This is a genomic window from Flavobacterium pokkalii (assembly GCF_014596575.1).
GTDB classification, from domain to species: Bacteria; Bacteroidota; Bacteroidia; order Flavobacteriales; family Flavobacteriaceae; genus Flavobacterium; species Flavobacterium pokkalii.
Genome location: NZ_NASZ01000003.1, coordinates 147,798 through 170,294, shown reverse-complemented (window position 1 = coordinate 170,294; position 22,497 = coordinate 147,798). Strand labels below are relative to the sequence as shown.

Sequence of the window (22,497 nt, the reverse complement as noted above, 5' to 3'; positions counted from 1 at the left end):
AATTTGAAGTCGTAAATTTAGAAAAAGCTTTGATTTTTTGTTTGAAAAAGAATTTGTCAAATTAGATTTTGTTTTCATTTTTAAGATTTTCAAATGTTTTCTTAATATGTATGATTCTTAATCAGAAAAACTTATTTTTGTGTAGTAACTTTACTTCATTTTATCTGAATCTTATGAATCGAAAAAAATATTTTAGTTTACTGCTTCTGGTTTTAACTCATTTTTATTCGATGGGACAAACCCGAAAATGGAACTTGGAAGAATGCGTGAAATATGCTTTAGAACATAATATTTCTATTCGACAATCGGAATTAGATACTCAAACAGCCGTAATTGACAAGAAAGATGCTTATGGTAAATTTATGCCTTCGGTATCGGCTTCGGCTTCGCATTCCTGGAATATTGGTTTGAATCAGGATATTACCACAGGACTTTTAAAAAATCAAACAACGCAGTTTACTTCGGCCGGTGCCAATGTGGGAATTGATATTTACAAAGGTTTGCAAAATGTAAACAATTTGCGAAAAGCCAAATTATCACTTTTAGCTTCCCAGTATCAATTGCAAAAAATGCAGGAAGATATCGCCTTGAATGTTGCCAATGCTTTTTTGCAGGTGCTTTTTAATAAAGAAAATTTAAAGGTTCAAAATGAGCAATTGGCTATCGATAATAAGCAATTAAAAAGAACTCAGGAATTAGTCAACGCCGGAAACTTGCCAAAAGGAGATTTGCTGGATGTTAAAGCCACTATTGCTGCCGATAATCAAAAGGTAATTGCTGCTGAGAATGCTTTGTTGATTTCCAAATTGAGTCTGGCGCAATTATTACAATTAGACAGTTTTGATAACTTTGATGTCGCTGATTCGGAGGAATTTCAAATGGATCAGTCGATTTTAAGTCAAACGCCAACATCCATTTATGATAAAGCCAAACAGGAAAGAGCCGAGTTAAAAATAGCGCAGACCAATCTTGAAATTGCCCAAAAAAATGTGAGTATTGCCAAAGGCGCTTATCAGCCAACATTAAGGGGTTTTTATAATTTTAATACCCGTGTTTCCTATGCCGATGTTGCGTTAAGAGATCTAACAACTGGGGCAGTTATAGGAACTCAGTCGCCGCCTAAATTTTTCGATCAGTTTAATGATAATAAAGGGCAGTCTTTCGGTGCTCAATTGAATATCCCTATTTTTAGCGGATTTGCTGTTCGAAACAATGTAGAGCGTTCGAAAGTGAGTTTTGAAAAATCAAAAATAGCCTTGGAACAACAGGAATTAGATTTGCAACGCAATGTTTATACGGCTTTTACCGATGCAAAAGGAGCTTTAAAAGCGTATGAATCGGCAGTTCAGGCGTTGGATTCCCGTTTGGAATCGTACAATTATGCCAAAGAAAAATTTGAAGTAGGTTTGATGAATGCTTTCGAATTGAGTCAGTCGCAAACTTTGTTGTCGGCAGCACAATCGGAGGTGTTGAGAACTAAATACGATTACATTTTTAAAACGAAAATATTAGAATTCTATTTTGGAATTCCAATCATAAAAAAATAAAACCATCATTATGTCAAAGAAAAATATTTATATCATTCTTGCTGTTTTTATAGTAGTTCTTGGAGTGCTTTTGTATCTGGGGAAAAAAGGTCTTTTAGGAAATAAAGACGATGCAAAAGAGATTGAAATTGCCAAAGTAGTTCCAATGACTATTGTGGAAACCGTTTCGGCAACCGGAAAAATCCAACCGGAAATTGAAGTGAAAATTGCTTCGATGGTTTCGGGAGAAATTATCGATTTGCCGGTAAAAGAAGGCCAGATAGTAAAAAAAGGTGATTTGCTAGTTAAGATAAATCCGGATTTGTATTTGTCCAGTTTGAACAGAACCGTTGCCGGATTATCCGGTTCAAAAGCCGGATTAACGCAAAGTGAGGCACAGTTTAAAGAAGCAAAAGCCAGTTATGAACGCAATAAAGTTTTATTTGAAAAAGGAATTATTTCCAAATCCGATTGGGATAAATCCATCGCTTCTTTTGAAGTTGCAAAAGCTACCAAACAATCGGCTTATTATAATGTGCAGAGTGCTTCGGCTTCCGTGAATGAGGCTAAAGATAATTTAGGACGGACCAGTATTTATGCGCCTGCCGATGGAACGATTTCGGTGCTAAACGTAGAATTAGGCGAAAGAGTTTTGGGAACACAGCAAATGGCCGGAACTGAATTGATGCGTGTGGCCAATTTGAACAATATGGAAGTGGAAGTGGATGTGAATGAAAATGATATTGTTAAAATCAAAGAAGGTGATTTAGCAAAAGTGGAAGTCGATGCTTATTTGAAAAAAGAATTTAAAGGCGTGGTGACGAGTATTTCTAACTCGGCAAGTTCTACTTTAACTGCCGATCAGGTGACCAATTTTAAAGTAAAAGTTCGCATTTTAAAAGAATCCTACGAAGATTTATTAGAAGGAAAACCGGCTACTTATTCGCCTTTCAGACCTGGAATGACCGCCACGGTTGATATTATTACCAAAACTAAGAAAAATGTTTTGGCAGTGCCTATCAGTGCGGTGGTTGTGAAATCGGATACGGCTGCGGTTAAAGTTTCAGATAAAAAAATACCGGATCCAAAAGAGGAGAAAAATGTAGTTCCTAAAAACGATAAAAAACTCGAATGTGTTTTTATCAAATCGGGTGAAAAAGCGAAAATTAAAATCGTAAAAACAGGAATTCAGGACGATACGAATATCGAAATTTTAAGCGGCGTTAAAAATGGAGACGAAGTGATAACTGGACCTTATACAACGGTAAGTAAAGAATTGAATTCCGGAGATAAAGTGAAACTCAAAACAGAGGGGAAAAAGAAATAATTTAGTTCTTTAGCTCCGGAAAATTGAATTTTTTCAGACCTTTGCAAAAAAAATATACCATTGAGCTACATACTTAATATAGAAACGGCAACTAAAAAATGTTCCGTTTCCATTGCCAAAGAAGGAAAAACGATTGTTTGTAATGAAATAGCTGAAGAAGGTTATTCTCATGCAGAAAAATTACACGTTTTTATTGAAGAAAGTATCAAGGGAGCCGGAATAACGTATCAGGATTTAGTTGCTGTTGCAGTGAGTCAGGGACCGGGTTCCTATACCGGACTTCGGATTGGAGTTTCGGCGGCAAAGGGCTTGTGTTTTGCTTTGGAGATTCCGTTAATTGCGGTAGATACTTTAAAAGCTTTGGCGGCTCAGGCTAAGGTAGATTCTGGCTTAATTATTCCCATGTTAGACGCCCGAAGGATGGAAGTGTATAGTGCTGTTTTTTCGACAAATTTGGAGTCGAAAAGAGCAATTCGGGCTGAGATTATTGACGAAAATTCCTTTCAGGAATTTGGAGAAACACTTTATTTTGTGGGTGACTGCGCCGAAAAATGCAAGGCTGTTTTGATAAAGGCCAATTTTGTATTTTTAGATGATATTATTTATCCGTCTGCTAAAGAAATGAGTGCTTTTAGCTATGATAAATTCCTTAAAAATGATTTTGTGGATGTGGCTTATTTTGAACCTTATTATCTTAAGGATTTTATGGTTACTGCTTCGAAAAAATAATTTTTTTACCATTAAGAAATTAAGGGAATTTAGACTTAATGAATCTGAATATCTTATATGGTTTATAAAAAAGAAACGTTTTATAACTTAAACTTAAAAGGATAAAACAGCTGTATAAACAAAAAGCGTTTCGATTGAAACGCTTTTTTGTTTTTATAAGTGAGTTTGTTTTAAGCATTAATAGCTTCCACCTGAATACTGTTGTCATTCAACATGCTTTTCAACATGTTTTCGATTCCGGACTTCAAAGTAAAAGTAGAAGAAGGACAACCACTACAAGCTCCCTGAAGAATTACTTTTACCGTTTTGCTCGCTTCGTCATAAGATTCAAAAGCAATATTTCCGCCATCGGCAGCAACGGCAGGTTTTACATATTCTTCTAAAATATTTACGATTTGTTGCGAAGTTACATCCAGTTTTTCGAATTCTTCATTCTTAATTTGTTCCTGTTTTTCAGCATTGGCCACAACGCTGTCATCCAGAACAATTCCTCCGTTTTCAATGTATTGTTTGATAAAAGTTCGAAGTTCTAAGGTGATTTCGTCCCAGCTGTTTAAATCGTATTTAGTTACCGAAATGTAATTTTCGTCAATGAAAATTTCTTTTACATAAGGGAATTTGAACAATTCCTTAGCCAATGGCGAAGAAGCCGTTTGGTCAATATTTTTGAATTCAACAGCTGTTTTAGTCAGCATTCGGCTTACTACAAACTTCAAAGCCGAAGGATTTGGAGTTGTTTCTCCGTAAACCGTGATCGGTTGTTTTTTTGGTTTGTTTTCATCAAGATTGATGATTACACCGCCATTGTTTACATATTTTTCAATTTGTTCGGCTACAGCGTCCTGAACATCTTCCCATTCTACAATGCTAAATCGTTCAATTGCAATAAAATTACCCGAAATATAAACCGTTTTTACAAATGGTAAATAAAATAATTGCTGGGCAAGGGGAGAAGATTTGGCTTCGTCTATATTTTTAAACTCAAAACTTTCGTTTCGGGTAATAAAATCCTCAAATTCAAACTTTAAAATCGTTGGATTCTGAGTTTCTTTAATAGTTATTTTTGTCATGATTTTTGTAAATTTTTACAAATTTAGTAAAGTTATTTTCAGCGAATAACTATATTTGGATTATTAATGAATAAATTAACTTAACTTTAGTTATTTCCGTACTTCCTGATAAATTCTATTATAAATGTATAGCAAAATAAAATTCTTATTAATCTGTTTGTTTGTTGGAATAACTGCCTATTCGCAGGAAGGGATTCCGGTATATTCAGATTATCTTTCCGATAATTATTATTTGTTACATCCTTCGATGGCGGGGGCTTCTAATTGTGCAAAATTGCGATTAACTGCCCGTAAACAATGGTTTGATCAGGAAGATGCTCCGGCACTTCAAACGCTGAGTTATAACGGAAGAATTGGAGAGAAAGCCGGAGGGGGAATTATTCTTTTTAATGATAAAAACGGCTATCATTCTCAAAAAGGAGTGAAGTTTACCTATGCCTATCATTTGATGTTTTCCAGAGATGAAATCGATTTGAATCAGTTGTCTTTTGGTATTAGCGCAGGATTAATTCAAAGTCAGCTGGATGAAACTAAGTTTTTGCAATCAGGAGATTATGATCCAATTGTGGATGGGACGATTGTTCAGAAAGATTCTTATTTCAATATTGATTTTGGAATGTCCTACAATTATCTTGATTTTTATGTGCATGCCACCATTAAAAATGCGATTGAAACCCGCAGGGAAATTTACACCGGATACGAAAGTGATAATTTGAGAAAATTTATCCTGAGTTCGGGTTATATTTTTGGAAACAGCGACCGTATTTTATGGGAGCCTTCCATCATGTTTCAATATGCTGATTTGACCAAAGAAAAGGCTATCGATTTTAACCTGAAAGCTTATAAGAATATGGACTTTGGAAGATTATGGGGCGGTTTGTCATATAGAACCAGTTTTGACGGTGCCGAATACAATAACGGAAGCGGGACTTCCAAACAACGTTACCAATCGATTTCTCCAATATTAGGGGTGAATTATAAAAATTTCATGTTTGCTTATACCTATTCTCATTTAGGTGGAAAAGTACAATACGGAACAGGTGGTTTCCATCAAATTACTTTAGGACTTGATTTGTTCTGTCGTCGTGAAAAATACGATTGTAATTGTCCGGCTATTAATTAATTTTCTATTTTTTTATGTTGATAAAATCGGTAAAAGGGAAATCGCCACAAATTCCGGAGGATTGTTATGTGGCCGAAAATGCTACTATTGTGGGTGATGTGAGTTTTGGAACTTCCTGCAGTGTGTGGTTTAATGCAGTGGTACGTGGGGATGTAAATTATATTAAAATTGGCAACAAAGTCAATATTCAGGATGGGGCTGTGATTCATTGTACCTATCAAAAATATCCAACAATTATAGGGAATAATGTTTCCATTGGACACAATGCCATTGTGCATGGTTGCGTGGTTCATGACAATGTTTTGATAGGAATGGGAGCGATTGTTATGGATAATTGCATTATCGAAAGTAATTCTATTATTGCCGCTGGTGCCGTAATTACTCAAAATACGGTGGTGGAATCCGGTTCGATATGGGCGGGAGTTCCGGCTAAAAAAGTAAAAGATATAAAACAGTCCGGTTTTGCAGGCGAAATTGAGCGAATTGCCAATAATTACCTGCTATATTCCAGTTGGTTTAAAGAAGAAGAATAAACTACAAATTGATTTTTTCAAAGAAAGCATTTTTATAGCTTTCACTAATAGGAATACGTTTGTCGGCGAGTAAGACTTTGTTTTTCTGAATCGATTTTACGTATTTGATATTGATAATGTACGAACGGTGAATTCGTGCAAAACCTTTTGAAGAAAGCATGTTTTCCAGTTTGATTAGGCTGGTTAAAGTGAGCGTAAATTTATTATCGGTGGTGTAAATTTTCACATAATCTTTTAGTCCTTCGATAAATAAAATATCCGAAAAGTTAATTTTTACGTTTTCGTATTCCGAACGCACAAACATAAAATCGGGTTCGTTTTCGGGAATTACAGTTGGCGTTGTGGTATTAGGAACTATTTTATTGCTAAGAAACAATTGTTGTGCCCGCATAACCGATTTTAAAAAACGGTTAAAAGGAATTGGTTTTACTAAATAATCTACCGCACCCAAGTTAAACCCTTCTACGGCATAGTCAGAATAAGCAGTGGTGAAAATAACCAAAGGTTTCTTGTCAATCGCATTTAGGAAATCTATTCCGGAAAAATGAGGCATTTCGATGTCTAAAAAAATCAAATCCACATTGGAAGTGTTAATCATCGCGATAGCATCAATAGCATTGTTGAAAGTATTGATGAGTTCAAGACTTTCTACTTTGCTTACAAATTCTTTAATTAAATCAACCGCTAAAGGTTCGTCATCAATAATTACACACTTCATTTTGTTTAATTTTCCAAAGGTTCCAGTTCTAATTTTAAATGTACTTTGTATTTGTTATCCTCTTGTTTAATGTTTAACTGATGTGCATTAGGATACAAAATAGTCAGTCGGTTTTTTATATTATTCAGGCCAATTCCGGAATTATTAGGATCTTTTATCTGGTTTTCAATTTTATTTTCAATCCAAAAATCCAAAATATTTTCTTCGATACTAATTTTAATTTTTACAAAAGCTGCTCCTTTGTAATCGGTGCCGTATTTAAAGGCATTTTCGATAAACGAAATTAATAACAAAGGTTCTATCGATTTGTTTCGGGTATCGCCGTGAATGTTTAGGAAAATATTTTCAATATTGTTTAATCGTAATTTTTGTAATTCGATATAGTTTTTAATGTAGTTGATTTCTTTTTCTAAAGATACTGCTTTGTTGTCTGTTTCATACAACATATAGCGCATCATTTCGGACAAAGTTACAATGGCATCGGGAACTAAATCGGATTTTTTATAAGCCAGCGAATAAATACTGTTTAAAGCATTGAATAAAAAATGCGGATTGGTCTGTTTTCTTAAATAATTTAATTCTGTAGAAGTTTTACTGGTTTCAGAAATTAATTTGTTTTGCTGATTGGTGTAAAATTCCGAAAGGGTTTTAATAATAGTGCTTATCGTAATTATAAACAGATAGAAAAGCGAAGGGAAAAATTTGAAAAAAAACGGTGGTGGTTTTTTAAAAAAACGTTTGTCGTGAATGATTTCTTTTCCGTTAATGTCAAATATTCTTTGATGTGGAATATTGTGGAAAGCCGGGCTAAAATAAACGATTTTAATGCAGGTTAAAACAGCGACAATTCCGAAAATGATACCCAGATAAGCCGTGTATTTTTTTTGCAAAAGTAAATTGGGTACAAAATAAAAATAGTTGGCATAAAATAATAGGATGCCACTGGACCACTGAACGTAAAATTCAGCGTTAATTCCGGTAAAATTTTGATAAAAAGGTAAAAGGGAGGCAATTATTAAAAAGCACCAAATAATACTGTGTATCAGTATTTTGTTTGAATTATTGTTGGTGGTGATTCCCTCTAAGTTCATTTATGTTTTAATTGACAATAAAATTAAATCTTTTTTTGTAATTGTTGGCGATGTATTTGCTTTTAGTTTTTTGAGCACCAAATTACCAACTTTTAGCGCGTCTTCTTCATTTTCAAATGATTTTTGATTTTGTATTACGGGAATTATCGACTGTTTGATAATAATTTTATCGTTGTTTTTAATGATATACCCCCAACCACTATCTATTTTTAAGGATTCCAAAGTCAATCCTTTATTGTGATTACATGCGAAAAGGAACAGTAAAAAGCTGCTCAAAATAAGTGTTTTGGCTGTGCTGAATAAAAAATTCTTCCGGAAATTTGTCCGGAAGAATTTTGTTTTTGTATTAGTTGTCATCGTCATTTTGTTCGTCTTGTGGTCTAAATTCCCAAACATCATCATAATAAGAAGAACCGGAACGTCCTAGTAAAACAAATCCTCTTTCGTTGATTGAGAATCCTATTGCGTCAGTTCTTCCTGAACCTTCAAGTGCAGTTCTTTCTTTCCAAACATCAGTTGCCGGATCGTATTCCCAAATTGTTTTCGAACTTTCTCCACAGGCAATATAACCTAATCCGTTCATCGTAAATGCAGAAGCATTCGAACGCACAATTACATAATCGTCGTTGTAAGATTCATCATCGTCTGTATCCTGATCGATATCACGTTTTCGGGTCCAGCTTTCGTCGCTTGGATCAAACATCCAAAAATCAACCTGATAAGAACCATTGTTAACTCCGGTTCCTAAATAAGCTTTGTCGTCAATTACAAAAACAGCTGCATTTCTTCTTTTATTTCCGCTAAAACCATTTAATTGTGTCCAGGTGTCGGTTGTAGCATCATACTGATAGAAATCTTTCAGGTAATTTCCGTCGTATCCGGTTCCAAAATAACCTTTTCCGCCTACCTGAAATCCAACAGCCGAATAACGAGCTGTTCCTGTAAAATCTGCTTTTTGTGTCCAGGTGTTATTGTCTGGATTATATTGAAAAAAATCTTTTAATTTGTTGATGCCGTCATAACCAAGTCCGATATAACCATTTCCGTCAATAGAAAATCCTGAAGCAGAACTTCTGGCAACACCCGTAAAATCGGCTTTTTGTTCCCAATAATCACCATCAGAGTTATAAGCCCAAAGGTCTTTTAGATATTCGTCTCCGGTATATCCTGTAGCCACATAAGCATAAGAACCAATAACGAAACTCGTTGCACTTGATCTTGCAGGACCGTCAAATGAGGATTTTTTAATCCAGTTACCTATCAATTCTTCATCGTCATCATTGCTGCAACCTACAAAAACCAAACTCATCAATAGCATGGCGATTAGTGTTCTTCCTTTAAAAATAGTCATAATTTAGTTTATTTGTTATTGTTTGTATTTTATGCCAATATTGAAAAGGGTTCCATCATTAGCATCGAAATTAAATTTTGTTGTTCCTCTATTGTCTGTTAATCTGTATTTTTTGTTAAACTGATATCCTCCCTGAAAACTTAGAAACCAATTTTTATCCACATTTCTTTCGTATTCAAATGCTGTTGTCATTTGAGAAAAACTAATTTTTGAGGCTGTCAGATTGCTCTCGATTTTTTTATTTTGATCCAGTTTATAATATTCGCCATCAAAGCTGTTAGTTAGGCTAAAATGGTTGCGTTCGTTGTTTGAATAATGAATTGCCGAATTAGGAAATCCAATTTCAATATCGGTATCCGGATTGAGTTGGCTGTAAAAAGCAAGAGTAGGTAATACGGCTGCTTTGCCAAAAACACTCATTCTTTTTACACCTAATTCTAGGCTGTTTTTTTCGTTAAATGAATAACGCATTTCGGCTCCTCCAAAAAGGCTAACATCCGAAATACCTAAATTGTTTTCAAAAGCCGCGACTGTTTTTAATTCTAAATCGAGACTTATTTTTTTGTTGAATTTATGACTCAATTCCAAATTGTTTTCTATTCGGTTCAAACGATAATCTATGTCGCTTGAATAGTAATTGTCTAAGTCAAAATTCAGTCCTGTGTTTTTATAGCTGATTGTATTGCTTATTTCATTCTTGGTATTCCAATTGTCATAAAATGAAAAACCGACTCCTGTTTCGTTTTTTGTAATCGATTCGGTAGGAACGGTTTTAATGTTCAATTCTAAAGAATAGCCACTTTGAGCAGTTGTTTTGAGAATTGAAATCATACAAATCAGGCTTGTAAAATATTTTAATTTCATTTAATCTTTTATTGCTTCAAAAGTATGTGCATTCCTTATTTTAAAAAAAGAAGATATATGGATGCCTTTTTTTCATAGACAAAACCCCGTTTTATTTCGTTGAATTCGATTTGGATTTTCTATTTGGATATGTAGATAAAAAAATGGCTTTTATAGGTGTAAAATGCGGGCTTGTATATGTTGTTAGGCTTTGTAGAAGGTGCTCTGCTATATTTGTTCAAAAATTTTTTATGTACAGATTCATTATAGTCTTGATTTTAGGAGCGTTGTTTACTTCGTGTAATTCGGATGTTGATGCGGGAGAATTTGTGGTAGGCTCAGATAATTTAGCGATTACAAATAAGGTTATTTTAATTGATACCGCTACTGTTGAGGTTTCGACCATAAATTTTGATTCCCTGGCGACTTCGAGTCAAAGCAGAATTCTTTTAGGGAATTATGATGATCCTATATTCGGGAAAGTAAAATCGGATAGTTATTTTCAGTTGAGTTCTTCAAGTTTTGCTTTGCAAACAACCAGTTCGGATTTAGAAGGAGCGAATTATGTGTTTGATTCGATTAGAATGGTATTAATTCCGGATAAATATTATTATAGTGATACTACCAAGACTCAGTCAATAAGTATTCATCGTTTGTTACAAAAGGTAAAACCGAATACGGATGACGATAGTTTTTATAATAATTCGATTTTGAGTTATGATACAAATAGTTTAGCGACCGCTACTTTTAGTTCTATGCCTTTAAGACAGGACAGTATTTTTGTAAAACTGGATGCTGCTTTTGGAGATGATCTTTTTCAAAAATTAAAAAAGCGTGAGATAACTACCGAAGATCAGTTTGTTGAGTATTTCAACGGTTTAGTCATTCGTTCGGTATCGGGAACTTCTTCCTGTGTGATGGGGTTTAAAACGACGAGTTTGATGCAATTGTATTATTCGAAAAAAGTAACCGACGCACAAACTTCTATTTTGAAAGAATTTACTATTACGGATGCTTCGAAGCAATTTAACCGAATTACTTTAGACCGAACCGGAACGGTTTTGAAAGATTTACCAGGAACTACGGAGCGTTTGTCCAGTAATTTAACCGAGAATAAATCTTTTATCCAGTCAGGTACGGGACTGGCTTGCAGAATTGATTTTCCGAATATCAAACAGTTAAAATACATTACTGAAAAAGGCGCTATTGTGGATGCCAAATTAATCATCCGACCAGTGAATAACACCTATTCTAGTGTTTATCCGTTAGCTGATTCCCTGAATGTTTATCTCGCTGATGATTTAAATCGATTGAAAGGAACTTTGAATTCGGCTTCCGGTTATCCCATTTATGCGGTGCTGAATAAAGATAATGACGAATTTGACGAAAATATTGGTTACAGCATTCCTTTGGGAACTTTTATGCAAAGCGAAATGATTAAACAATCGGATTCCAGATCGTCTTTGATTTTAACGATTCCTAATATTTCTAAGGCTGTGGATCGTTTGGTGTTAGGGAACCAAAAAAATACCGGTAATAAAGTTCAGTTGAAAATATATTATATCTCTTATTAGATGAAAAAAATAATCGCAATAATAAGCTTTTTGATTGTCGTGTCTTTTAGCTCTTATGCACAAAGTTTGTCCAGTTCTCCATATTCAATTTTCGGATTAGGAAGTTTGTATGAATCCGATTTTGGTTCGCTTCCGGGTATTGGAGGTTCGGGAGTAGCTTTGCCATCTGATAGATTTATCAATAACCTGAATCCGGCTTCTTTGGGATTTATGTATAAAAATCATTTTATTTTTGATGTGGGAGGGAATGCGATTCAGACTTCGTATCAAAATTTATCCCGAAAAGAAAGCCGCAATAATGTGCAGTTTTCACATATTGCTTTTGCTTTTCCGCTGAGTACTAAGTCGGCAGTAAGTGTGGCTTTAAAACCTTATTCGAGTGCCGGTTTTAAAATTTCTGATTATAAACTGCCTATTCAGGACAGTAATGAAGAATACTCTTTAAGCGCTACGGGAACCGGAGGATTGAATAATTTTGATATTTCTTATGCACACCGCATTGGAAATAAATTGTCTTTGGGGTTGTCGACTTCAATTCTTTTCGGAAGCACTAAGGATTCCAGAGAATATATTATCTCCAATTCGATAACTACTATCGCTAAAGAATCGTCTTATAATGGTGCGCGATTTAATTTTGGCGGACAATTTAAAATTGATTCCACTTTTACGATTGGAACGACTTTGAAATCTCCCGCAAAAGTTAATGCTACCAAAGTGCAATCGGTGATTACGTACAATTCGGAGTTGGAAGCATCGAATACAATAGAAACTAATGCAGCATCCGATACAGATGACTATTATTTGCCTTTCGAATTTTCGGCGGGATTAAGTAAGAAATTTAAAAATAATCTGAATCTGACTATGGATTATGAAAAGGCTTTTTGGAAAAATACCAATCAGGCTGATTTGTACGGGAATTATTTGAATCAGGAAAAATTTAAGATGGGATTGTCTTATCGAAGAGGGAAAAATCAAAGAAGTTACTTTGACGGTATTCAGTTTTCAACAGGTTTCAGTTACGATACCGGATTTTTAGAAATAGATAATAAAAGGATAGAAAATACGGCGATTTCTTTTGGGGTTTCGTTGCCTATTGAGAATACTTTTTCAGTGTTGAATATTTCGTATTCTTATGGACAAAAAGGAAGAATCAGTAACGGACTGATAAAAGAGAATTATCATAAAATATCGCTTAATCTGTCTTTAGACGGAATTTGGTTTGTAAAAAGAAAATTTGATTAGGTTAAAAATCTTTTTCTTGTACGATGTACTCGCCGCCCAGGATGTTCTCTAAAACTTTTGGGTTGGTATTGGTATAAAAAATGGGCTCGTTGTTGTTATCCGGATTAAAACCGATTTCTTTTAATACATTTTGCGTTTGTCTTGCCACGGCCAAACCGGAATCAATTATCTGAATATGATCGGGGATAATTTTTCTTATTTGAGGGATGAGATAGGGATAATGACTGCAGCCCAGTACAAGAAAATCGATATTGGCTTCAATCATTGGATTTAAATAGGAGCGAAGCAATTGTTCCATTTCAGGAGAATCGATTTGACCATTTTCAATGAGTTCGACTAATCCATAGCCAATTTGTTCAATGATTTTGGTTTCAAAGAATATTTCGGTGGTTTTGTTAAATAACTCGCTGTTTAGGGTTCCTTTTGTAGCCAGAATGCCTATTATTTGGGTTTTGGAGTTTATGGCAGCTGGTTTTATGGCAGGTTCGATACCAATGAATGGAACATTGTATTTTGCTCTTAATTCTCTGATGGCATTGGTGGTTGCTGTATTACAGGCTACAACGATTAATTTGCAACCCATGTCGAGTAAAAAATCGGTGTTTTTCATACTCAACCGAATGATTTCTTCTTTGGATTTTTCTCCATAAGGAGCGTTTTTGCTGTCGGCTAAATAGATTGTTTTTTCGTTAGGTAAAAGATGATGAATCTCTTTCCAAATCGAAGTTCCTCCGATACCGGAGTCAAAAATACCTATGGGTTGTTTGTTGTCCATTGCAACAAATTTAATAGCTATGAATTAATTTTCCTAAAAATAAGCTGTAAAAAAACCGCTCGTTTTTGCATAGAAAAAGAGCGGTTTTTTTAATATGTTTTAGAATCAGAATCTTAGAATCCTAAATCTTTTTTAACGTCAGCAGTGATGTTTGGACCATCAGCTAATAAAAGTGAAGAACCGTCTAAAACGTATTGGAAGCCTTTAGCTTTGCCTACTTTTTGGATAGAAGCTCTTACTTTTTCCATTAATGGTTTAACGATGTCAGATTCTTTTTGTTGCAATTCTTTTTGTGCGTTGTCTCTAAAGTCAACAATTCTTTTTTGCATATCCTGAACCTCTTTAGAACGTTCTCCGTTTACAGCGTCAGTTACTGTAGAAGATTCTGCTTCGTATTTTTTTAATTTAGCCTGGTATTCTTCTACCATTTTTTTGTAATCGGCGTCGTATGTAGTGCTAAGTTTTTCTAATTGGTTTTGAGCATCTAGCATAGCCGGCATTTTTGCCATAATCTCACTAACATCTACATGGGCAGTCTTTGCTTGTGCATTGATGGTTTGGTTTGCTCCTAAAACGAAAAGAGCAGCAATTAATAAAGTTTTAATTTGTTTCATTGGTTTTAAAATATTAAGTAATTAATTTATTGTTTTAATTTTTCTTCTCTAGCTTTTTTGATAGAGTCTCTTTCTCGGATAATTTTTAATCTTCTTTCTTCTAATGCTTTTTTACGGTCTTCAATAATTTTTTTTCTTTCTTCCAGTGTTTTGGCTTTTGTTTCTTCTGCTTTCTGTTTGGCTAGTTCTGCTTCTGTTGGAGCAGTTGTAGCGGTGGTATCTTTTTTAACTGTTGTTTTAGCAGTAGTCGTAGCGGCTGCTGTTTTAGATGTTTCGGAAGATGACTCATTCTTTTTAGCTGTAGCTGCAGCTGCTCTGTCATCCAGAATTTTTTGTCTTCTTTCTTCTAATTCTTTTTTACGGTCTTCAATCGTTCTGTTTCTTTCTTCAAGTGCCTTTGCTTTAGCATCAGCTGCTTTTTGTTTGGCTAATTCTGTTTCGGTTTGAGAGTCAGGTGTTGCAACTTTTTGAACCTCAGTTTTAGCTGTTTCAGAAACCGTGCCATTTTTTTTAGCGGCTCTTTCGTCTAATATTTTTTGTCTTCTTTCTTCGTATTCTTTTTTCTTTTGTTCAATAGCAGCTTTTCTGTCGGCCATAATTTTATCTCTTGCCGCTTTTCTTTCGTCTAAGATTCTTTGTCTTTCGGCAAGTTCCGGATTATCGGATATAGCATCTTCTTTATTTTCTTTTTCCTGTTCGGCTGCTAATTCCTTTTTGCTTAGCTGTTCTCTTTTTTCTGTTCGATTAATGACTCTTAATACCTGATCGCTGATGTCAAATCGTTTGTCGGCGAAAAGCAGGGTTAAGTCAGAGGATTTGTCAAATATGAAATCATATTTTTTTGCTTCAGCAATGTCCTGAACAGCAGTAAAAACCTGATCCTGTATCGGTTTGGCTAATAATGCTTTTTGATTCATTAATAAGCCGTTTGGGCCAAAACGTTTTTGTTGTAAATCTAATAATTCGTTTTCCAGAAACGTGATTTCGGTTTCTCGTTCTTCGATTAATGATTTAGTTAAAAGCGGCTTCTCGGCTGCGAGGGCTTCTTTAACCTTGTTGATTTCTGTTTTTTTAGCTTCTGTTTCCTGTCTCCATTTCTCTGCTTTTTCTTCCAGAAGCGCATTCGATTCCTTATAGCTATTTACATTTTCTAAAATGTATTCCATGTCTATAAAACCCACGCGGTTGCCACGTGCTTGCGCGCTAAGGCTGTTGCTGGCTAAAGCGGCTAAAAATAGAAATAAAAAATGTTTTCTCATAGCTTTTAAGTATTAGAAAAAATCAGAAACCAATTTTTTAGAATTGCTGTCCAATGATGAAATGGGTTTGCCATCCGCTTGGTGTTGTTGTTCCTGGCATAGCATCAAATCCGTGACCAAAATCAATTCCTAACAAACCAAATGCCGGCATGAATACTCTCAGACCCACACCCGCCGAACGTTTGATGTCAAACGGATTGTAAGTTTTAAAGCTTTCAAATGAATTACCTGCTTCTAAAAATGCCAAGGCATAAATTGAGGCTGCTGCTTTTAATGTTATAGGATAACGTAATTCCATAGAGAATTTATTATATACTGTAGCTCCAATTTGTTGTCCGGCACTATTGATTGGGGTTAAAGAGTTGTTTTGGTAACCTCTTAATTGTACGGTTTCTCTACCGTCCATTGAGTAGTTAGCCATTCCGTCTCCTCCTACATAAAAACGCTCAAAAGGAACCAGTCCTCTGTCCTGATTGTAGGCGCCCAGGAATCCAAATTCAGTTAATGTTCTTAAAACAAATTTACCATAAACTTTTGTATACCAGTCGGCTTTGAATTTAATTTTATAATATTCCAGCCAATTAAATTTCTTTTGATCCACTTTTGAAGCATCTGCCGAAGCATCGTCAGCTGAAGTAGCTTTGGTATATACTCCGGATCCGCTGTAGGTTTCTTTTAAGTATTCCCCATTGGTGTAAGTGTAATTTTGATCCAATGTTACACGAGTTGGATTAGAAGAATCATATTGTAATTTGTTTTCTTTCTGGTTTTTTAAGTTGGCATAATCCACTCCGTTGAATAAGGAATAAGGAGGTGTAACTTTAGCCGAAATACTAAATTCAGAACCATAAGTTGGGAAAATTGGATTTACCCCTTTGTTACTTCTCGAAAGTCCAATAGTGTAAGCAAAGTTTTTAGATGATCCGTCTCCAAAAGTAAACAAACCGGTATTGTAATTGTTCAAATCATAGTTTTGGTAACTAATTGCCTGTGACAATACAAAGAAATCATCAGGAACGGTTAATCTTTTAGCAAGTCCTACCGATACGGTAAAGATGTTAAAGCTTTTTGATTTATCTACTTTGTAAGTAATATAGTTGTTTAAGAATTGCTTACTGTATGAAATAGAGGTGCTAAATTGTACCGGTTTTTTTTGTCCAAACCAAGGTTCAGAGAAAGAAACACTATAAGTTTGGAAATAAGTACTTCCCTGTAAACGTAAAGCAACTTTTTGACCGTCTCCCATAGGAAGTGGTTTGTAGGCGGCTTTGTTTCCAATGTTTCTGGCAGAGAAGTTATTGAACGAAAGTCCTAAGGTTCCAATGAAACCACCGCCTCCGTAACCTCCTTGAAGTTCGATTTGGCTGGATCCTTTTTCAACTAGATTGTACTCAATGTCAACCGTTCCGGCAGCACCATCTACGTTTTTGAATTTTGGATCAATAGCTTCAGGATCAAAATAACCTAATTGTCCAATTTCACGAACGGTTCTTACCAGTTCTTCTTTGCTGTATTTTTCTCCCGGTTTTGTTCTTAATTCACGGTAAATAACGCGGTCGTTGGTTTTGTCATTTCCTACTACTGTAATATGGTTAAAATAGGCAATAGGTCCTTCGGTGATTCTGATTTCGAAATCAATTGTGTCGTTGGCCGTTTTTACCTCAACCGGATTGATGCTTGAGAATAAATATCCGTTGTTTTGGTATAAATTAGTAATGTCTTCTCCGTCAGGTTTTGTCTTGTCGGCAATTCTTTTTTCTAATAAAACACCGTTGTAAGTTTCTCCTTTTTTGATACCTAAATAACGATTTAATTGCTGGTCAGAATATACAGTATTTCCTAAAAATTTAATGTTTCCAAAGTAATATTTGTTCCCTTCTTCAACATTAATCTTAATAGCCAGCTTGTTTTTTTCTTTGTTGTAAGTTACGCTGTCCGAAACAATTCGAGCATCACGATAACCTTTTTCTTTGTAGGTTTCGATTACTTTTTCTAAGTCTTCTTTGTATTTGTCTTTTACAAATTTAGAAGCTTTTAGTAATCGGATAGGATTTCTTTGTTTGGTGTTTTTCATGGCCTTGCGCAGGCTTTTGTCTGTTAACTTGCTGTTGCCCACGAAATCAATATGGCTGATTTTAATTTTATCACCTTTGTCAACGCTAACCACCATATTTACTAAATTACCGGCAGTTGTGTCTTTTACAGTGTTGATATTAACTTTGGTGTTAAAATAACCGTCTTTTTTGTATTTGTTTTCAATGTAATTTTTAGTTGTGGTAATGAGGTTTTCATTGACTACTTTTCCTTTTGTCAAACCATTGTCTTTGATGAAGGTTTCAGTTTTTCCTTTTTTAACGCCAACAAATTTTACGTCATTCAGTTTAGGAAGTTCCTTAATATCCAGATCCAGATAAATACTATCGTTGTCGATGTGGTTGATGTAAAAAGCAATTTCATCAAAAAGCCCCAGTTTTCCCAGTTTTTTGATGGCTGCACTAATTTGTTCTCCGGGTACGGTGATTTCCTGACCTTTTTGCAAACCGGCAAATGTTACCACGGTTTGGTCGTTAAAGCTAAGTTTGTTAGTAAGTTCAACTTTAGCCAATATGTATTTTTTACCTTGGTCGAATGGTACTCTGTCTTGTGCCTTTATTTGTGAAAAACTACCCAAAAAAACAAGGGTAAGTAATGCTTTGATACTCTTATTCAACACTAAAAAATTATTTAATTTGTTCACTTGTTTTTCCAAATCTACGTTCTCTTTTTTGATAACTAATAAGCGCCTCATAAAGGTGCTCCTCTCTGAAATCAGGCCACATAACTTCAGAAAAAAACAATTCAGCATAAGCAATTTGCCATAATAGAAAATTGCTTATCCTGTGTTCTCCACTCGTTCTGATTAATAAATCTACATCAGGTAAATTTTGCGTGTAAAGATGCTTATTAATAATTGAATCGTCAATAGAATCGATTGAAATTATATTATTTTTAACTTTATCTGCAATCTTTTTTACAGCGCTAACTATTTCTTCTCTAGAACCATAACTGAGGGCAAGTGTCAGGGTCATTCGAGTATTATTCTTGGTTTTTTCCATCACCTCCAGAAGTTCCTTTTGAGCCGATTTTGGCATCATATCGAGATTCCCGATGGCATTAAGTCGGATGTTGTTTTTTTGCAAAGTAATTAATTCTTTTTGCAAAGATTTAATCAATAACTTCATTAAGGTTTCCACCTCTAATTTAGGTCGGTTCCAGTTTTCGGTCGAAAAGGCATATAAAGTCAGGTTTTCAATTCCTAATTTCGCACAGTTCTCGATGGTAATTCGTACTGATTTGGTGCCATTTTCGTGGCCAATTGTTCTTAAAAGACCTTGTTGTTTAGCCCATCGTCCATTGCCGTCCATGATAATGGCAAGGTGTTTTGGGAGATTATCTTTATTTATTGTATCTAATACACTCATTTTTTTATTGCGGACAATAGCAGGGTTTTTCGCCAAAGGTATAGGTTAATGTTATACCTGAGAAAACATACCAATCATTATTATTTAAATTTCCAAACCGAAATGCATTCAGATTTTCTTCTTTAGGATTACTCCCGTCAAGATTGTCCGAAAATGTATATCGGGCTCCTACTTCTGCTCCAAGTACCAAACTTCTGGAAATATTTGTTTTTATTCCAAGAATCATTGGGATTGCAATAGAGCTCTTTCTGTTTATTTTTTTTGTTTCTCCTAATTCAATATACATATTTTCATACGTAAAGAAATTCACTCCGGAGCTTACATAAGGGGTGAATTTTTGCGCTAAAGTATGAAGATTGAAATCAAAAAAGTTGAATTCAAGCCCTAAAGATAGTTCTTTTATGCTATTTTCAAAATTATAGCCTCTCAGACTTCTGCCGGGTTCTTCAGAATCCAGGTCGTCAGCGCTTATTGTTGACTGCATGTAGGAAATTCTCCAAGCATGTCTCGGACTTCTGTTCCATTTGTATAAAACTCCAAAAGCAAGCTCATTTGGAGCAATATAGGTAGTTTTACCCACATCGCCAATGTAGTTGCCGCCACCCAGAAAAACACCTATTTCATGTATTTGAGCCTGTGCTTTTGTGCATAGAAAAAAAACTACCAGTACGCTTAAAATTTTTTTCATTTTCATAGAAAATTGCCTGCAAATATAATAATTATCAATACGAATCAATGCCCAATAAAATAAATGTACTTTTTTTTGAAAAAAGACACGTTTGTTTTATTGGGAATTTGTTTTTTGTTGTACTAAAACGCTAAAAACGAATGGTATTGTATAAATGGCAACCGAAAAAATTAATTTCTTTTGTCTTCTCCCCAAAGCAATTTACTTCTTAAGGTTTTTAAGAAGGTTTCGTTAGGAATTTCGACCATGTTAATTTGAAAAGGAGTTTTCTTTACCGTTAAAATGGTTTCATTGCCTACTGATGTAATTCTGGAATCAAGAGAAACCAAATAGTTTTCTTCCCTGCCGGATACTTTTAGTTTGATTTCGGTATCGTCAGGAATTACCAGAGGTCTGGCATTCAGGTTATGTGGAGCAATAGGAGTGATTACTAAACTGGTAACATCCGGTGTAAGTATTGGTCCTCCGCAACTTAGTGAATATCCTGTAGAACCTGTAGGGGTTGAAATAATTAAGCCATCAGCCCAATAGGAATTTAAGATTTCTCCATTCAGGTAGGTATCAATGGTTATCATCGAAGTAGTGTCTTTTCGACTCACCGAAACTTCATTCATGGCAAAATTAATATCGTTCAAAGCTTCGTTCTCCGGAGAAGAAGTAAGGCTTAATAAGGTTCTTTTAGAAAGGGTGTATTTTTTGTCAAGAACCATTTGTAAAAACTCATCGATATTTTCTTTTTGAACTGTGGCAAGAAAACCCAGTCTTCCGGCGTTGATTCCTAAAATTGGAATGCCGGAATTTCTAACTAAAGTGGCTGCTCTTAAAATAGTTCCGTCACCGCCAATGCTGAGTAACATGTCAAAACTGGAATCCAGTTCGGTATGCGAACAAAAAGTTTTGTATTCCTTTTCGATGATTTTTTTTTCCTGAATTAAAGCCAGAAAATTGGATTCAATAACAATTTCGATATTTCTTTTGTTAAAAAAAACGAAGATGTCTTTGATGATAGGTTCTGTACTATTTTGATAATATTGACCGTAAATGGCTATTTTCATTGGGGTTACATGTTAAGATATTTGTCTAAATAGTCTGAACGTTCTTTTAAATTAGCGATATAAGAATCTTCGTGATGTTCGGAAATGATTTCGTAATTGTATCTTCTAAAAGTCTGGATAATTTCGTTGATAGCTCCTGAGCTTATTTTTATGGTAATTTCCACACTGTTGATATCTGATTCAGAGATGAACAAACCCAGAAGTTTTCCGTTGTTACTTTCAACAATCTGCGTGATTTGGCTCATGGAATAATCTAAAATCCCTTTTTTGATTTTAATGATAACCCCTTGTTCTTTAATAAAAGGAGTCTGGTGGAAGAAATTAATAATATCTTCCATTTCGTAGTAGCCTACATATTTGTTGCTTTCGTCTAAAACCGGAATCAAATTAGAATGATTTTTGGCAAAAACTTCTAAAACTTCTAACCAAAGCGCATCGGTTCTGATGAAAAAAGTCTCCAGGCTGTATTTGTAGTCGGCTACTTTTTTTTGTTCGTCAAAAGTTTCTACATCTTCTGCCGAAATACTTCCGATATAAACGCCATGTTCGACAACAGGGAAATGCGAAAAATTGAAATCGCCCAAAAAATCTCTTACGACCTCAATAGTTTCCTGACTGTCAATAGGTTTGAAATCATTTGTTATGTAATTTGTAATTTCCATGTTCTTTGAGGGCTCAATTTTTATGCAAAATAATCAAAAAAAGGCAAAAACGCCTAGCTTTTACTTTGTATTTTTGTAACCAAAATATAGTTTTTCGTAATCAAAATACGTTCTAATGACAAAATTAAGTGTAAACATCAATAAAATAGCTACTTTGCGTAATGCACGCGGTGGAAATGTACCCGATTTATTAAAAGTTGCGACCGATATTCAAAAATTTGGCGGACAGGGAATCACCATTCATCCACGTCCCGATGAGCGTCACATTCGTTATCAGGATGCCCGCGATTTGAAAGCGATAGTTTATACCGAATATAATATTGAAGGCAATCCGCAGCATAATTTTGTGGATTTAGTTTTGGAGTGCAAACCGGATCAGGTGACTTTAGTGCCGGATGCTATCGGGGCGATTACTTCTTCTGCAGGTTGGGATACCGTAAAAAATCAGGCTTATTTAACCGAAATGATTCAGGAATTTCAAAACAACGGAATCCGCACTTCTATTTTTGTGGATCCCGTTTTGGAAATGATTGAAGGGGCTAAGAAAACTGGAACTGACCGCATTGAATTGTATACCGAATCTTTTGCTCATCAATACAGTTTAGGAAACGAAAAGGGAATTGATCCGTATGTGACCGCAGCCAAATTGGCTAACGAATTAGAATTAGGAATCAACGCCGGACATGATTTGAGTTTGGATAATATTCAGTTTTTTAAACAAAATATTCCGGGATTATTGGAAGTTTCTATTGGGCATGCATTGATTTCAGAAGCTTTGTATTTAGGTCTGGAAAATGTGGTCAATATGTATTTGCGAAAATTAAAATAGTATAATTTTTAAAGGATTTGGTTGTGA

At 34.9% G+C, this 22,497-nt stretch carries 22 protein-coding genes; 8 read left to right on the top strand and 14 right to left on the bottom strand.

What is annotated here, in order from left to right:
• The first annotated feature begins 173 nt into the window (after positions 1–173).
• Genes B6A10_RS03745 through tsaB form a run of 3 tightly spaced genes read left to right on the top strand, consistent with a single transcriptional unit; the run spans position 174 to position 3,582 of the window.
• The gene (locus B6A10_RS03745) at positions 174–1,547 is read left to right on the top strand and encodes a TolC family protein (RefSeq protein ID WP_188219767.1); all 1,374 of its coding nucleotides are present in this window, start codon (positions 174–176) and stop codon (positions 1,545–1,547) included.
• Between the two features lie 10 nt (positions 1,548–1,557).
• Complete coding sequence (locus B6A10_RS03740) at positions 1,558–2,853, top strand: efflux RND transporter periplasmic adaptor subunit (RefSeq protein ID WP_188219766.1); 1,296 nt, start codon at positions 1,558–1,560, stop codon at positions 2,851–2,853.
• A 60-nt stretch (positions 2,854–2,913) separates the two neighbouring features.
• On the top strand, positions 2,914–3,582 hold the full coding sequence (tsaB, locus tag B6A10_RS03735) for a tRNA (adenosine(37)-N6)-threonylcarbamoyltransferase complex dimerization subunit type 1 TsaB (RefSeq protein ID WP_188219765.1): 669 nt from the start codon (positions 2,914–2,916) through the stop codon (positions 3,580–3,582).
• Positions 3,583–3,752: 170 nt separating this feature from the next.
• Here tsaB and B6A10_RS03730 read toward each other — a convergent pair whose 3' ends face one another.
• Entirely contained in the window at positions 3,753–4,652 is a 900-nt protein-coding gene (locus B6A10_RS03730; RefSeq protein ID WP_188219764.1) for a NifU family protein, read from the bottom strand.
• Between the two features lie 124 nt (positions 4,653–4,776).
• Here B6A10_RS03730 and B6A10_RS03725 point away from each other — a divergent pair, with 124 nt between their 5' ends.
• Both B6A10_RS03725 and B6A10_RS03720 read left to right on the top strand, forming a co-directional pair.
• On the top strand, positions 4,777–5,775 hold the full coding sequence (locus tag B6A10_RS03725; protein ID WP_055094363.1) for a PorP/SprF family type IX secretion system membrane protein: 999 nt from the start codon (positions 4,777–4,779) through the stop codon (positions 5,773–5,775).
• Between the two features lie 14 nt (positions 5,776–5,789).
• Positions 5,790–6,308 carry a gamma carbonic anhydrase family protein gene (locus tag B6A10_RS03720; protein WP_188219763.1) on the top strand — a complete coding sequence of 173 codons (519 nt, stop codon included), beginning with the start codon at positions 5,790–5,792 and terminating at the stop codon, positions 6,306–6,308.
• 1 nt (position 6,309) lies between these two features.
• Here the strand turns inward: B6A10_RS03720 and B6A10_RS03715 are convergent, their stop codons facing one another.
• From B6A10_RS03715 to B6A10_RS03695, 5 genes are read right to left on the bottom strand one after another with little or no spacing between them, the layout of a single operon-like run.
• A complete protein-coding gene (locus B6A10_RS03715; protein WP_055094368.1) occupies positions 6,310–7,026 on the bottom strand; it encodes a LytR/AlgR family response regulator transcription factor in 717 nt (238 codons plus the stop codon).
• A gap of 5 nt (positions 7,027–7,031) precedes the next feature.
• Complete coding sequence (locus B6A10_RS03710) at positions 7,032–8,117, bottom strand: sensor histidine kinase (RefSeq protein WP_188219762.1); 1,086 nt, start codon at positions 8,115–8,117, stop codon at positions 7,032–7,034.
• Entirely contained in the window at positions 8,118–8,474 is a 357-nt protein-coding gene (locus tag B6A10_RS03705; RefSeq protein ID WP_188219761.1) for a DUF4907 domain-containing protein, read from the bottom strand.
• Positions 8,464–9,468, bottom strand: coding sequence for a Kelch repeat-containing protein (locus B6A10_RS03700; protein WP_055094374.1), 1,005 nt, complete (start codon positions 9,466–9,468; stop codon positions 8,464–8,466). The genes B6A10_RS03705 and B6A10_RS03700 overlap by 11 nt, the downstream gene beginning before the upstream one ends.
• Positions 9,469–9,483: 15 nt before the next feature.
• Complete coding sequence (locus B6A10_RS03695) at positions 9,484–10,299, bottom strand: DUF6268 family outer membrane beta-barrel protein (protein WP_188219760.1); 816 nt, start codon at positions 10,297–10,299, stop codon at positions 9,484–9,486.
• Positions 10,300–10,562: 263 nt separating this feature from the next.
• Here B6A10_RS03695 and B6A10_RS03690 point away from each other — a divergent pair, with 263 nt between their 5' ends.
• Both B6A10_RS03690 and B6A10_RS03685 read left to right on the top strand, forming a co-directional pair.
• Positions 10,563–11,885, top strand: coding sequence for a DUF4270 family protein (locus B6A10_RS03690; protein ID WP_188219759.1), 1,323 nt, complete (start codon positions 10,563–10,565; stop codon positions 11,883–11,885).
• Complete coding sequence (locus tag B6A10_RS03685) at positions 11,886–13,127, top strand: PorV/PorQ family protein (RefSeq protein ID WP_188219758.1); 1,242 nt, start codon at positions 11,886–11,888, stop codon at positions 13,125–13,127. It abuts the gene before it with no gap.
• Between the two features lies 1 nt (position 13,128).
• Here B6A10_RS03685 and murI read toward each other — a convergent pair whose 3' ends face one another.
• From murI to B6A10_RS03645, 8 genes are all read right to left on the bottom strand, one after another.
• A complete protein-coding gene (gene murI, locus B6A10_RS03680) occupies positions 13,129–13,902 on the bottom strand; it encodes a glutamate racemase (RefSeq protein WP_188219757.1) in 774 nt (257 codons plus the stop codon).
• A gap of 113 nt (positions 13,903–14,015) precedes the next feature.
• Positions 14,016–14,516, bottom strand: coding sequence for an OmpH family outer membrane protein (locus tag B6A10_RS03675; protein WP_026712688.1), 501 nt, complete (start codon positions 14,514–14,516; stop codon positions 14,016–14,018).
• 26 nt (positions 14,517–14,542) lie between these two features.
• Positions 14,543–15,775, bottom strand: a complete 1,233-nt coding sequence (locus B6A10_RS03670) for an OmpH family outer membrane protein (protein ID WP_188219756.1) — start codon at positions 15,773–15,775, stop codon at positions 14,543–14,545.
• Between the two features lie 37 nt (positions 15,776–15,812).
• On the bottom strand, positions 15,813–18,563 hold the full coding sequence (gene bamA, locus B6A10_RS03665) for an outer membrane protein assembly factor BamA (RefSeq protein WP_188219755.1): 2,751 nt from the start codon (positions 18,561–18,563) through the stop codon (positions 15,813–15,815).
• Positions 18,496–19,236, bottom strand: coding sequence for an isoprenyl transferase (locus tag B6A10_RS03660; RefSeq protein WP_055094386.1), 741 nt, complete (start codon positions 19,234–19,236; stop codon positions 18,496–18,498). Before B6A10_RS03660 ends, bamA begins: the two co-directional genes overlap by 68 nt.
• A gap of 4 nt (positions 19,237–19,240) precedes the next feature.
• Positions 19,241–19,924 carry a type IX secretion system protein PorG gene (gene porG, locus B6A10_RS03655; RefSeq protein ID WP_055094669.1) on the bottom strand — a complete coding sequence of 228 codons (684 nt, stop codon included), beginning with the start codon at positions 19,922–19,924 and terminating at the stop codon, positions 19,241–19,243.
• Between the two features lie 170 nt (positions 19,925–20,094).
• Complete coding sequence (locus tag B6A10_RS03650; protein ID WP_026712693.1) at positions 20,095–20,979, bottom strand: NAD kinase; 885 nt, start codon at positions 20,977–20,979, stop codon at positions 20,095–20,097.
• A gap of 5 nt (positions 20,980–20,984) precedes the next feature.
• Positions 20,985–21,641: a CBS domain-containing protein gene (locus B6A10_RS03645; RefSeq protein WP_055094390.1), complete on the bottom strand. Its 657-nt coding sequence runs from the start codon at positions 21,639–21,641 to the stop codon at positions 20,985–20,987.
• Positions 21,642–21,756: 115 nt separating this feature from the next.
• On the opposite strand from B6A10_RS03645, the gene B6A10_RS03640 reads away from it, so the two are divergent.
• Entirely contained in the window at positions 21,757–22,470 is a 714-nt protein-coding gene (locus B6A10_RS03640) for a pyridoxine 5'-phosphate synthase (protein ID WP_188219754.1), read from the top strand.
• Positions 22,471–22,497: the final 27 nt, after the last annotated feature.